Below are 12395 nucleotides of genomic sequence, written 5' to 3' on the forward strand. Positions count from 1 at the left end.
TTTCCCACCACCACACCGCCACCCCCTGAACAGCACGTCGCCCCGTCGCGCCGCTGCTCGACGGGGCGACGCGAACCCACCGTTCAGACCTCGCGGACGCCCGCGCGCCAGACCGCGGCCGTCAGCGGCACGCCCGGGCGGTAGGCCAGGTGCACATGCGAGGGCGCGTCCAGCAGCAGCAGGTCCGCCCGCGAGCCGACCGCCACCGTCCCGACCTCACTGCGCCGCAGGGCGCGGGCGCCGCCCGCGGTGGCTGCCCAGACCGCCTCGTCCGGGGTCATGCCCATCTCGCGCACCGCCACGGCAATACAGAACGCCATCGAACTGGTGAAGCTGGAACCGGGGTTGCAGTCCGTGGACAGCGCTACCACCGCGCCCGCGTCCAGCAGTCGGCGCCCGCTCGGGTACTCGGCCCGCGTCGAGAACTCCGCCCCCGGCAGCAGCGTCGCGACCGTCGCCGCCCCCGCCAGCGCCGCCACGTCCTCGTCCGTCAGGTGGGTGCAGTGGTCCGCCGAGGCGGCCCCCAGCTCCACCGCCAGCTGCACGCCCGGCCCGTACGTGAGCTGGTTGGCGTGCACGCGCGGCGTGAGGCCCTTCTCGATCCCCGCCGTCAGGACGGCCCGCGCCTGGTCCCCGTCGAAGGCGCCCTTCTCGCAGAACACGTCCACCCAACGGGCGTGCGGGGCACAGGCGTCCAGCATCTCGCCGGTCACCAGCTCCACGTACCCCGCCGGGTCCTCGGCGTACTCCGGCGCCACCACGTGCGCGCCCAGGTACGTCGTCTCCGGGGTGTACCCGGCGGCGATCCGCAGCGCCCGGGCCTCGTCCTCGACCGTCAGCCCGTAGCCGGACTTGCACTCGATGGTGGTGGTGCCCTGCCGCAGCGCCTCCCGGACGAACCCGGCCAGGTTGGCCTCCAGTTCGGCATCCGAAGCGGCCCGCGTGGCCGCCACCGTGGTCCGGATGCCGCCCGCCGAGTACGCCTGCCCGGACATCCGGGCGTTGAACTCGGCGGTGCGGTCGCCCGCGAACACCAGGTGGGCGTGCGAGTCGACGAAGCCGGGCAGCAGGGCCCGGCCCCCGGCGTCGAAGCGCTCGTCCGCCGCCGGGGCCTGCGCGGCCGGGCCGACCCAGGCGACGGTGCCGCCGTCGACCACCACGGCCGCGTCGGTGAGCAGGCCGAGCGGCCCGGCGCCCTGCCCGGGGTCGTTGGTGACCAGGCTGCCGATGCCCGTGATCAGGGTGGTCGTGGTGCTCAAGACAACGCCTTCCGAAGGGGGTTGAACGGGGGTCAGTAGTCCAGCGCGCGGATCGCTGAGCGCAGCGCACCCGGCACGTCGTCCACCAGCAGGTGCACGCCGTCCCGGACGACGTGCCGGCCGCCGACCACCAGGTGCCGCACGTCCGCCGCCGAGGCCGCGAAGACGGCGATCTCGGCGCCCAGCCGGGGCGGCGGGCCCGCCGTACGGACGGTGTCCAGCGCGATCACCGTGAAGTCGGCGAGCGCCCCGGCCTCGATCCGTCCGGCCTCCGGCCAGCCGAGCGAGGCGTGCCCGTCCTCGGTGCCGGCCCGCAGCAGCGCGTTCGCCGTCCAGTGGCCGCGCGTCCGCGTCCGCAGCCGCTCGTCCAGCTCCAGCGCGCGGGCCTCCTCGAACGGGTCGATCACCGCGTGGCTGTCGCTGCCCAGGGTGATCGGGGAGCCCGCCGAGGCGAGCCGGCGGGCCGGGCCGATGCCGTCCGCGAGGTCCCGCTCGGTGGTGGGGCACATGCAGACCGTGGTGGAGGAGTCGGTGAGGAGCCTGACGTCCTCGTCGGTCAGGTGGGTGGCGTGCACGGCCGAGGTGCGCGGGCCGAGCACGCCGTGGTCGGCGAGCAGCCGGGTCGGGGTGACGCCGTGCGCGGCCAGGCAGGCGTCGTTCTCGGCGGTCTGCTCGGACAGGTGGACGTGCAGCGGCGCCCCGCGCAGCGCCGACCAGTGCGCGACGGTGTCCAGCTGCTCGGCCGGGACGGCCCGCACCGAGTGGACGGCGGCGCCGATCCGGGCGTGCTCGCGCGGCTTGAGCGCGTCCGCCCGGGCGGCCCAGGCCTCGGCGTCGCCGTCGCTGAACCGCAGCTGGGGGTGGGTCGGCTCGGCGCCGAAACCGGAGGACAGGTAGCAGGTGTCCAGCAGGGTGATCCGGATGCCGGCCCGGGCGGCGGCCTCGATCAGCGCCTCGCCCATCGCGTTCGGGTCGGTGTACCGGGCGCCGCCGGGCGCGTGGTGCAGGTAGTGGAACTCGCCGACGGCGGTGACGCCGGCCAGCGCCATCTCGGCGTAGACGGCGGTGGCGAGCGCCACGTAGCGGTCCGGGTCCAGCGCGCCGGCGAACCGGTACATGGTGTCGCGCCAGGTCCAGAAGGTGCCGGAGCCGACCTGGACGTGCCCGCGCAGCGCCCGGTGGAAGGCGTGCGAGTGGGCGTTCGCCTGGCCGGGCAGCAGCAGCCCGTCGAGCCGGACGGCGCCGGGTGGACAGGGGCCGCTGTCCGGGACGACGGCGGCGATCGTCCCGCCGGGGCCGGTGGTGATCAGCACGTCCGGCTCGACCACCGGCCCGTTGTCGTGCGGCAGCCAGGCGTACTGGGCCCAGTACGCCACGGGGCTCGACGGGGTCAATGACACGCCAGGTCCTCCAGTACGTCGGCGAGGGCGGCGACCCCGGCCAGGCAGTCGGCCTGCTCGGCGTGCTCGGCCGGGGAGTGGGAGACGCCGGTGGGGTTGCGCACGAACAGCATGGCGGTCGGGATCGCCGAAGCCAGGATGCCGGCGTCGTGTCCCGCGCCGGTGGGCAGCACCGGGGCGTCCAGCAGCTTGGCCAGCCGGTCGCGCAGCGGCCCGTCGAAGTCCACCACCGGGGTGTAGGACTCGCGGGTCAGCTCGACCCGGACGCCGTCGCGCTCGCCGCGCTCGGCGGCGGCCCGCTCGATCGCCTCGACCAGCTCGGTGAGGGTGCGCTCGTCGGCCGCCCGGGAGTCCAGCCAGCCGCGCACCAGCGAGGCGATCGCGTTGGTGCCGTTGGGCTCGACCGCGACCTTGCCGAAGGTGGCCCGCGCGCCCGCCTGCTTCGCCTTCTTGCGGGCCGCCAGCACGGTGTTGGCGTAGGTCAGCATCGGGTCGCGGCGGTCCTCGATCCGGGTGGTGCCGGCGTGGTTGGCCTCGCCGTGGAAGTCGAACCGCCAGCGGCCGTGCGGCCAGATCGCCCCGGCCACACCGACCGGCTGCCCCTCGGCGAGGCAGCGGCCCTGCTCGACGTGCAGCTCGACGAAGGCGCCGATCCGGGCCAGCCGGTCCTCGTCCGCGCCGATCGCGGTGGGGTCGTAGCCGGCCTTCTCCATCGCGTCGGGCAGCCGGACGCCGTCGGCGTCGCGCAGCCCGTACGCCTGCTCCGGGGAGAGCACCCCGGCGGTCAGCCGGGAGCCGATGCAGGCCACGCCGAACCGGGCGCCCTCCTCGTCGCCGAAGTTGACGATCGCCAGGGGCCTGGTGAACTCCGCGCCGCGGGAGCGCAGTTCGTCCAGTGCGGCGAAGGAGGAGACCACGCCGAGCGGGCCGTCGAAGGCGCCGCCGTCCGGGACGGAGTCCAGGTGCGAGCCGGTGACGACCGCGCCGCCGGCGGTCGGATCGCCCAGCCAGGCCCACTGGTTGCCGTTGCGGTCCAGCTCGTACGCCAGGCCGCGGCTGCGGGCCTGCTGCTCGAACCAGGCGCGGCACTCGGCGTCGGCGGAGTTCCAGGCGAAGCGGCGGTAGCCGCCGGAGGCGGCGGAGCGGCCCACGGGGAGCAGCTCCGCCCACATCTCTTCGAACGACGGAACCGTCACAGCTCGCCCATCGGGACGCGGACACCGCGCTCGGCGGCGACCTCGGTGGCCCGGTCGTAGCCGGCGTCCACGTGCCGGATGACGCCCATGCCCGGGTCGTTGGTGAGCACCCGGCGGATCTTCTCCCCGGCCAGCGCGGTGCCGTCGGCGACGGTGACCTGGCCGGCGTGGATCGAGCGGCCGATGCCGACGCCGCCGCCGTGGTGGATGGAGACCCAGGAGGCGCCCGAGGCGACGTTGACCATGGCGTTGAGCAGCGGCCAGTCGGCGATCGCGTCGGAGCCGTCCAGCATCGCCTCGGTCTCCCGGTACGGGGAGGCCACCGAGCCGCAGTCCAGGTGGTCGCGGCCGATCACGATCGGGGCGGACAGCTCACCGGAGGCGACCATGTCGTTGAAGCGCTCGCCGGCCTTGTCGCGCTCGCCGTAGCCGAGCCAGCAGATGCGCGCCGGCAGGCCCTGGAAGTGCACCTTCTCCTGGGCCAGCTTGATCCAGCGGGCCAGCGACTCGTTCTCCGGGAAGAGGTCGAGGACGGCCTTGTCGGTCTTGTGGATGTCCTGCGGGTCGCCGGACAGCGCCGCCCAGCGGAACGGGCCCTTGCCCTCGCAGAACAGCGGGCGGATGTACGCCGGGACGAAGCCGGGGAAGGCGAACGCGCGGTCGTACCCGGCCAGTTGGGCCTCGCCGCGGATCGAGTTGCCGTAGTCGAAGACCTCGGCGCCGCGGTCCAGGAAGCCGACCATCGCCTCGACGTGCGCGGCCATCGACTCGCGGGCCCGCTGGGTGAACTCGGCGGGCTTGGCGGCGGCGTAGTCCGCCATGTCCTCGAAGGCGACGCCGACCGGCAGGTAGGCCAGCGGGTCGTGGGCGCTGGTCTGGTCGGTGACGATGTCGATCGGCGCGTCCATCGCGAGCAGCTGCGGGACCAGCTCGGCGGCGTTGCCCAGCACGCCGATGGAGAGCGGCTGCTTCTTGTCGCGGGCGGCGGTGGCCAGCTCCAGCGCGTGGGAGAGGTCCTTGGCCTCGACGTCCAGGTAGCGGTGCTCGATCCGGCGGGCGATCCGGGACGGGTCGCAGTCGATACAGATCGCCACGCCGCCGTTCATGGTGACGGCCAGCGGCTGGGCGCCGCCCATCCCGCCGAGGCCGGCGGTGAGGGTGATGGTGCCCTCCAGCGAGCCGTTGTAGCGCTTGCCGGCGACGGCCGCGAAGGTCTCGTAGGTGCCCTGGAGGATGCCCTGGGTGCCGATGTAGATCCACGAGCCGGCGGTCATCTGCCCGTACATGGTGAGCCCGAGGCTCTCCAGCCGGCGGAACTCCTCCCAGTTGGCCCAGTCGCCGACCAGGTTGGAGTTGGCGATCAGCACCCGCGGCGCCCACTCGTGGGTCTGCATCACGCCGACCGGCCGCCCGGACTGGACCAGCATGGTCTCGTCCTGCTTCAGCCCCTCCAGCGTCCGCACCATGGCGTCGAAGGACCGCCAGTCCCGCGCCGCCTTGCCCGTCCCGCCGTACACCACCAGCTTCGACGGGTGCTCGGCCACCTCCGGGTCGAGGTTGTTCATCAGCATCCGCAGGGCGGCCTCCTGCTGCCACCCCTGCGCCGTCAGCCCCGTCCCCCGCGCCGCGCGCACCTCTCGCGGCCCGCTCGCCTGCTGCTGCACCATAGTCACGGCCTCCCTGCGGATGGATTCATTCAAGCTGTGTTCGATTGAATATAACTAAACAGCCAGCTTTCGACCAGACCCCGAAGGCATCCGATCAGCCCCGGCACCGGCCCACTTGGCGCGCTAGCCTGAACCCGGCGGACACCAGCCACTCGGCCCAGCACCAGAGAGCGGAGGACACGATGACGGCCATCACCGTGCGGCCCGGCAGACTCCGGGATGCGGCGGAGGAGATCGAGGAGAGCACGGGACTTCGCGTCCAGATCATCGGAGGAACCCTGGTGATGTCCCCGACCCCTCGCGGCAAGCACGCGGGAACCGTCCGACGGCTGCGCATCCAGCTGGACCCCCGACTGCCCGCCGACCTGGGCGCCTACGAGGTGTCGTCCATCTACATGCCGGGCAACGACGAGGACTACGCCACGCCCGACCTGATCGTCCTCCCCGTCGACTGGGAGAACGACGACCGGTGGCTCGCCGACCCCCACGAGGCGGCCCTCGTCGTCGAGGTGATCTCCAACTCGGAGGGTGTGAAGGCCGTCTCCACCAAGACGGACTGGTACGCGAGCGCCGGCGCCCCGGCCCTGCTCGCACTCGACCCTCGCAACGGCACCTGGGCACTCCACACCCACCCCCGCGACGGGGCGTACCAGGGCATCCTGCTCGGCAAGTACGGCGAGCCCGTCCCGCTGCCCGCACCTCTGCCCGCCGAGCTGGACACCTCCGGCCTTCCGCTGTACGCGCCGCGCGCCTGAGTCACGCCGCGGCGTCGCCGCCGTCCCAGTCGATGCCGATCTCGGCGAGCCAGCGGCGGTCGTCGGCGTCGGGGGTGGGCGGGGAGGGCGGGCGGGGGATGTTCTGGACGGGGCCGAGGCCGTACTTCTCGGCGGCGGCGCGGGCGTCGGGTTCGATGACGCCGACGTGGACGGCGGACTCGTCGCCCGGGTCGAGGACGGTCAATTCGGGTTCGGGCAGGCGCCGCAGGGTGACGCGGCGTCCGCAGGTGGGGCAGGACCATTCGTCGGCACCCGAGGAGAGGCGGGCGACGAACTTCATCTCGTGGATCACGCGCATGGGCGGCACCCCCTGCAGGGGGGATGCCCGGGTTCGTGGCGGCTACTCCCCCGCCGCCGCAGGCCGCGGTTATTCCAGGAAGAGTCCGCGCGCCGCCGCCGACTGCTCGATCGCCTCCAACCGGGCCTCCGCGCCCGGGAGTTCGTCGCACATGGACTGCAGCAGCACCCGGCCGAGCATCATCGGCGCGCACGCGGTGTCGAAGACCAGCCCGGTGCCGACGGCGGCCGGCAGCATCAGGTCGGACAGCTTGGCGACCGGCGCGAAGGCGCTGTCGGCGACGGTCAGCACCGTCAGCCCGCACTCGCGGGCCACCGTCAGCGCGTCCATCAGCTCCCGCGGGTAGCGCGGCAGGGCGAAGCAGAGCAGCGCGCTGGCACCGGCCGCCCGGGCCTGCTCCAGCCGGTCGGCGAGCATGCTGCCGCCCTCGTCCAGCAGCCGGATGTCCGGGTGCACCTTGGACGCGAAGTAGGCGAAGCCGCGCGCCTGCGCCGAGGCGGCCCGCAGGCCGAGCACCGGCAGCGGGCGGGAGGCGGCGAGCAGCCGGGCGGCCCGGATGATCGGCTCCGGGTCGGCGAGGAGTTCGGCGAGGTGGCGCAGGTGGGCGATCTCGGCGAGGACGGCCTGCTGGTGCTCGTTGCGCACCGCGTCGTCCGGGGTCTCCGGCGCGGCCGGTTCGCCGCCGCCGAGTTCGCGCAGCTGTTTGCGCAGCGCCGGGTAGCCGTCGTAGCCGAGCGCGACCGCGAAGCGGGTGACGGACGGCTGGCTGACGCCCGCGAGTTCGGCGACCTCCACGCTGGACAGGAACGGCGCCTCGGTGGCGTGCCGCACCAGCGAGTGGGCGATCCGGCGCTGGGTCGGCGTCAGCCGGTGCCCCTCGAAGAGCTGGAGCAGCCGGGCGGAGGGGCCGACGCTGCCGGCCTCGTCGGTGGCGGTCATCAGCGGTACCTCCGGGTGCGTGCGGTTCGGACGACGACTGTGCAGGAGCGGGCGGCGCCTGGCAAAGACGTCTCGTACGGCGGGACGTCCGGTGGGACGCCCCGCGGGTCGGACGGCCCGGCGGTGGTCCGGGCCGGGTGGGCCGGGGTCGGACAGACCTGAGCCGGGATCGGGCAAACCCGGGCCGGGGTCGGACAGACCCGGGCCGGGGCGGGGCAACCCTGATTTCTCCCTGAGCCCGCCCGGATTCCTCCCGCGAACGGATGGACCGGACGCCCCCGCGGCCCCACTCTGGTCCTATGGACACTCGTCAGGACGAACTGCGGCGCGACCTCGACGCCACCCTCCAGGCCCGCAAGGAGCTCGGCAAGGAGTACGAGGACGAACTCGTCGACTCCTTCATGAGGCGGCTCGACGCCCGTCTGGACGCCCGGGTCGAGCGCTCGGTGGCCAAGCGGCTGGACGACGACGAGCCGCGTTTCCGGCACCGGGGCCACTCCCGTCGTCCGGGCTTCGGCAAGCGTTCCAACGCCGGGCTCGCGGTGACCTCGCTGGTCATCGGCGTCCCGCTGACGGCGATCGCGGGCAGTCCGGAGAGCGGCGGCTTCGCCGGCCTGGTGGTCTGCTGGGCGGGCATCGTCGGGGTCAACCTGGCCGCCGCCCTGGGCGAGCTGCGCAACCGCGGGGGCCGCGGGGAGCGCTCGCCGCGGAGCGACGACTGGGACTGAGTCCCCGTCACCCCGCGGCGGCGCCATCGGCCCGGTCGGACGGACGTCAGGCCAGCGGGCCGGTGACCCGCTCGACCGCGCGCACCAGCTCGCCGGAGGCGACCAGTTCGGCGGCGGCCTCCAGGTCCGGCGAGAGGAAGCGGTCGCGGCCGGCGCCGCCGACCCCCGCCTCGCGGGCGGCGGCCAGCGCGGCCGCGGTGGCCGGGGCGAGCCCGCCGGCCCCGTCGGCCTGCCGGCGGATCTCCAGCGCGCGGGCGGAGGCGGTCAGTTCGACGGCCAGGATGCGGCCGAGGTTGGCCACCGCCTGGCGCAGCTTGCGCGCGGCCGACCAGCCCATCGACACGTGGTCCTCCTGCATCGCGGAGGACGGGATCGAGTCGACCGAGGCCGGGACGGCGAGCCGCTTGTTCTCGCTGACCAGCGCCGCCTGGGTGTACTGGGCGATCATCAGGCCGGAGTCCACACCCGGGTCGTCGGCCAGGAAGGCCGGCAGGCCGTGCGAGCGGGCCTTGTCGAGCAGCCGGTCGGTGCGGCGCTCGGAGATCGAGCCGAGGTCGGCGGCGGCGATGGCGAGGAAGTCCAGCACGTACGCGACCGGGGCGCCGTGGAAGTTGCCGTTGGACTCCACCCGGCCGTCCGGCAGCACCACCGGGTTGTCGACCGAGGCGGCCAGCTCGCGCGCGGCGACCAGCTGGGCGTGCGCCAGGGTGTCCCGGCCGGCGCCGGCCACCTGCGGGGCGCAGCGGATCGAGTAGGCGTCCTGGACCCGCGGGGCGTCGTCCTGGTGGTGGCCGGTGAGGCCGGAGTCCTTGAGGACGGCGAGCATGTTGGCGGCGCTCAGCGCCTGGCCCGGGTGCGGGCGGATCGGGGCGTGCAGCTCGGGGGCGAGCACCTTGTCGGTGCCGAGCAGCGCCTCCAGGCTCATCGCGGCGGTGATGTCGGCGGTGGTGAACAGCCGCTGGAGGTCGGCGATGGCCATCACCAGCATGCCGAGCATGCCGTCGGTGCCGTTGATGAGGGCGAGGCCCTCCTTCTCCAGCAGCTCGACGGGCTCGATGCCGGCGGCGGCGAGCAGCTCGGCGGCGGGCTTCTCCACGCCGTCCGGGCCGGTGGCGGTGCCCTCGCCCATCAGGACCAGCGCGCAGTGCGAGAGCGGCGCGAGGTCGCCGGAGCAGCCGAGCGAGCCGAACTCCCGCACCACCGGGGTGATGCCCGCGTTGAGCAGGGCGGCCATGGTCTGCGCGACCAGCGGCCGGACGCCGGTACGGCCGGAGGCCAGCGTCTTCATCCGCAGGAACACCAGCGCGCGGACCACCTCGCGCTCGACCGCCGGCCCCATGCCGGCGGCGTGCGAGCGCACCAGCGACCGCTGCAGCTGGGCGCGCAGCTCGGGGCTGATGTGGCGCACGGCGAGCGCGCCGAAGCCGGTCGACACGCCGTAGACGGGGCGCGGCTCGGCCGCGAGGGCGTCGATCCGCGCACGGGCGGCCGCCATCTCGGCCAGCGCGTCGGGACCGATCTCGACCCGGGCGTTCCCCCGGGCGACGGCCAGGACGTCCTCGGCACCGACGTCGGCCTTGCCGACCAGGACCAGCGGAGCGTCGGGGGCCACAGCACTGTGCATATCCATATACACCATCTCATCAGGTGAATGAAGATATGACAACAGGTGCTCGCCATCCGGATTCTCCGCCCTCCGGATCGGCGCCGCACACCGCGGCCCCCTATCGCCCCCCGCATCACGGCACGGGCGGCGTCACGACACGCGCAGCTCGGCCTCGATCAGGTCCGCGGCCCGGGTGGTGCCGCCCTCGGCCCGGCCGGCGGCGGACAGCTCGGCCAGCCGCCGGGCCACCGCCGGGTCGCCGGTCAGCTCCAGCAGGGCGGCGCGCAGCGCCTCCGCGGTGGCCTGCTCGGTGTCCAGCCGGCGGGCGACGCCGAGGCCGACCAGGGCGTCCGCGTTGGCGAACTGGTCGGCGGCCTGCGGCACCGCGATCATCGGCACGGCGTGGAACAGCCCCTCGCTGGAGCCGCCCATGCCCGCGTGGGTGACGAAGGCGTCCGCCTGGGAGAGCACCGACAGCTGGGGCACCCACCGGTGCACCTCGACGGTGTCCGGCACCTCGCCGAGCTCGGCCAGGTCGGTGTGCTTGCCGACCTGGAGCACGGTGTGCCAGCCCGGCAGGTCGCCGAAGGCCTCCACGCAGGCCCGGTAGAAGGCGGGCTGGTGGGTGAAGGCCGAGCCGAGCGAGACCAGCAGCACCTTCTCGGCGCCTTCCGGCCGCTGCCACTCGCCCTGGTGGGCGCGGTCGCCGAAACAGGGCCCGACGAAGCTGATCCGCTGCTCGTCGACCCGGTCGACGTTGGGCTGGAGGGCGCGTGGGACGAGCGCGACGCACCGCTCGGGGCGGTTCTTGAAGCCCTCCACGTCGCGCTGCACCGCGCCCGCCTCGACCAGCCAGTCGGCGTACCGGCGGTAGTGCTCGGGGCCGCCCGGGCCGTTGCGCATCGGCTCGAACATCGCCGCGAGGTCCTCCTCGAAGCCCTCCCAGCCGACGAAGGCGGGCGACAGCTGCACCACCGGCACGCCCAGCCGCTCGCCGAGCGCCCGCCCGGCGAAGCCGCCGATGTCGTAGAGCACCACGTCGGGGCGGTCGTCCTCGAAGGCCTCCAGCAGGACGGGCCACATCGACAGCGTGTCGTCCAGGAACACCTCCTGGATCGCCACCAGGTCCGACGGCCAGCCGGCCGGGTCGTCGGTGAGCGGCAGCTTGGTCGGGTACGGGACGAAGGTCGCGCCGGTGGACTCGACGACCTCCCGGAAGGAGGGGTCGTTGACGTAGCTGACCCGGTGGCCCCGGGCGACCAGCTCGGTGATCACCGCGAGACTGGGGTTGACATGCCCATGAGCGGGAATGGAGACCATCAGGATGTGTGCAGGGGGGCGGTTCACGGGCACCTCCGGGGAACGGGGGATGAGACGAGACGATCCGTCTCGCGATGGCATGGGAAGACAATACGTCTCGTCTCGTTGTTTCGCATAGAATTTTTTCCATGGCCTCCAGAACAGCTCCCGACCCCGCCCGACGCAGCGAGCGCGCGCACTCCGCCGTCCTCGCCGCCACCACCGAACTCGTCGCCGAGATCGGCTACGGCAGGCTGACCATCGAGGCGATCGCCGCCCGGGCCGGCGTCGGCAAGCAGACCATCTACCGGTGGTGGCCCTCCAAGGGCGCCGTGGTCTTCGACGCCTTCCTCGCCGCCGGCGAGCACGAGGGCGGCATCGCGCTCCCCGACACCGGCGACCTCGCCGCCGACCTCCGCGCCGTCCTGCGCCCCACCAGCGACGAGCTGGCCGACCCGGACACCGACCGCACCTACCGGGCGATCATGGCGGAGATCCTCAACGACCCGGCACTGCAGGCCGAGCACCGCACCCGCCTGCTGGACCCCCTGCTGGCCGTCACCCGCGACCGCCTCCGCAGCGCCCGCGAGGCCGGCCAGATCGCCCCCGACACCGACCTCGACCTGGCCGTCGAAATCGTCTACGGCCCGCTCTACTACCGCTGGCAGTACCGGCTCGGCCCGCTCACCCACGAGCACGCCGACCGCCTGGTCGACGCCGCCCTGCGGGCCCTCAACCCGCCGTCCGCCGGCGGCGGTTCCGGCGCCTGAACCAGCGGACGGCCACCACCGCGGCCGGCCCCTCAGACCACCGGCGGCGAGGCCGGCCCCGCCAGGGCGACCGAGACCAGGGCGCGCATGGCGGAGGCGGCCTGTCCCAGCGGCAGCGTCGCGTCGTCGGCGAAGAGCTCCACCAGCCAGCCACCGGCCGGGTTCTGGCCGCCCGCGGCCACCATGCCCCGGTACCCGGAGACGACGAGCATCGCCTCCTCCGCCGGGTCGTTGCCGGCCGCGCCCGCCCGCAGCGCGAAGGAGCCGCCGCGGACGGCGCGGCGGGTCATCGGGTAGTGCCGGAGGTCGAAGACCGCGTCGGGGGCCTCGATCTGGGCCCGCTGGGTCTCCGCGCGGACGCTGCTGGGGCCGCTGGTCATCCGGTAGACGGCGTGCTGGGCGGTGCGCATGAGGTGGGAGCCGGGCGGGACGTACGAGACCCACCAGCCGACGGCGT

Annotated in this window: 11 protein-coding genes; 3 read left to right on the forward strand and 8 right to left on the reverse strand. The window is 74.1% G+C overall.

The genetic code is table 11. The annotated features are described in order from the left end of the window. Positions 1-83: 83 nt before the first annotated feature. Genes hutI through hutU form a run of 4 tightly spaced genes read right to left on the reverse strand, consistent with a single transcriptional unit; the run spans position 84 to position 5522 of the window. Positions 84-1259 carry an imidazolonepropionase gene (hutI, locus tag ACFRQN_RS14885; RefSeq protein ID WP_380740732.1) on the reverse strand — a complete coding sequence of 392 codons (1176 nt, stop codon included), beginning with the start codon at positions 1257-1259 and terminating at the stop codon, positions 84-86. Between the two features lie 32 nt (positions 1260-1291). Next, positions 1292-2659, reverse strand: a complete 1368-nt coding sequence (locus tag ACFRQN_RS14890; protein WP_380740734.1) for a formimidoylglutamate deiminase — start codon at positions 2657-2659, stop codon at positions 1292-1294. Then, positions 2650-3831, reverse strand: a complete 1182-nt coding sequence (locus ACFRQN_RS14895; RefSeq protein WP_380740760.1) for an allantoate amidohydrolase — start codon at positions 3829-3831, stop codon at positions 2650-2652. The genes ACFRQN_RS14890 and ACFRQN_RS14895 overlap by 10 nt, the downstream gene beginning before the upstream one ends. A 20-nt stretch (positions 3832-3851) precedes the next feature. Next, positions 3852-5522 (reverse strand): urocanate hydratase, encoded by a 1671-nt coding sequence (hutU, locus tag ACFRQN_RS14900; protein ID WP_049650036.1) that lies wholly within the window; start codon positions 5520-5522, stop codon positions 3852-3854. A gap of 182 nt (positions 5523-5704) precedes the next feature. Here hutU and ACFRQN_RS14905 point away from each other — a divergent pair, with 182 nt between their 5' ends. Then, a complete protein-coding gene (locus ACFRQN_RS14905) occupies positions 5705-6277 on the forward strand; it encodes a Uma2 family endonuclease (RefSeq protein ID WP_074003891.1) in 573 nt (190 codons plus the stop codon). 1 nt (position 6278) lies between these two features. On the opposite strand, the gene ACFRQN_RS14910 is transcribed toward ACFRQN_RS14905, so the two are convergent. After that, positions 6279-6596 carry a hypothetical protein gene (locus tag ACFRQN_RS14910; RefSeq protein WP_380740736.1) on the reverse strand — a complete coding sequence of 106 codons (318 nt, stop codon included), beginning with the start codon at positions 6594-6596 and terminating at the stop codon, positions 6279-6281. 69 nt (positions 6597-6665) lie between these two features. After that, the gene (locus tag ACFRQN_RS14915; protein ID WP_074003893.1) at positions 6666-7535 is read right to left on the reverse strand and encodes a MurR/RpiR family transcriptional regulator; all 870 of its coding nucleotides are present in this window, start codon (positions 7533-7535) and stop codon (positions 6666-6668) included. A 299-nt stretch (positions 7536-7834) separates the two neighbouring features. On the opposite strand from ACFRQN_RS14915, the gene ACFRQN_RS14920 reads away from it, so the two are divergent. After that, a complete protein-coding gene (locus ACFRQN_RS14920; RefSeq protein WP_380740738.1) occupies positions 7835-8263 on the forward strand; it encodes a hypothetical protein in 429 nt (142 codons plus the stop codon). A gap of 46 nt (positions 8264-8309) precedes the next feature. On the opposite strand, the gene hutH is transcribed toward ACFRQN_RS14920, so the two are convergent. After that, the gene (gene hutH, locus ACFRQN_RS14925) at positions 8310-9887 is read right to left on the reverse strand and encodes a histidine ammonia-lyase (protein ID WP_107418822.1); all 1578 of its coding nucleotides are present in this window, start codon (positions 9885-9887) and stop codon (positions 8310-8312) included. A gap of 132 nt (positions 9888-10019) precedes the next feature. Then, on the reverse strand, positions 10020-11189 hold the full coding sequence (locus tag ACFRQN_RS14930) for a macrolide family glycosyltransferase (RefSeq protein WP_380740762.1): 1170 nt from the start codon (positions 11187-11189) through the stop codon (positions 10020-10022). A 128-nt stretch (positions 11190-11317) separates the two neighbouring features. Here ACFRQN_RS14930 and ACFRQN_RS14935 point away from each other — a divergent pair, with 128 nt between their 5' ends. Next, entirely contained in the window at positions 11318-11938 is a 621-nt protein-coding gene (locus ACFRQN_RS14935) for a TetR/AcrR family transcriptional regulator (protein ID WP_380740740.1), read from the forward strand. Positions 11939-12395: the final 457 nt, after the last annotated feature.

The organism is Kitasatospora sp. NPDC056800, from assembly GCF_042789775.1.
Taxonomy (GTDB): Bacteria; Actinomycetota; Actinomycetes; order Streptomycetales; family Streptomycetaceae; genus Kitasatospora.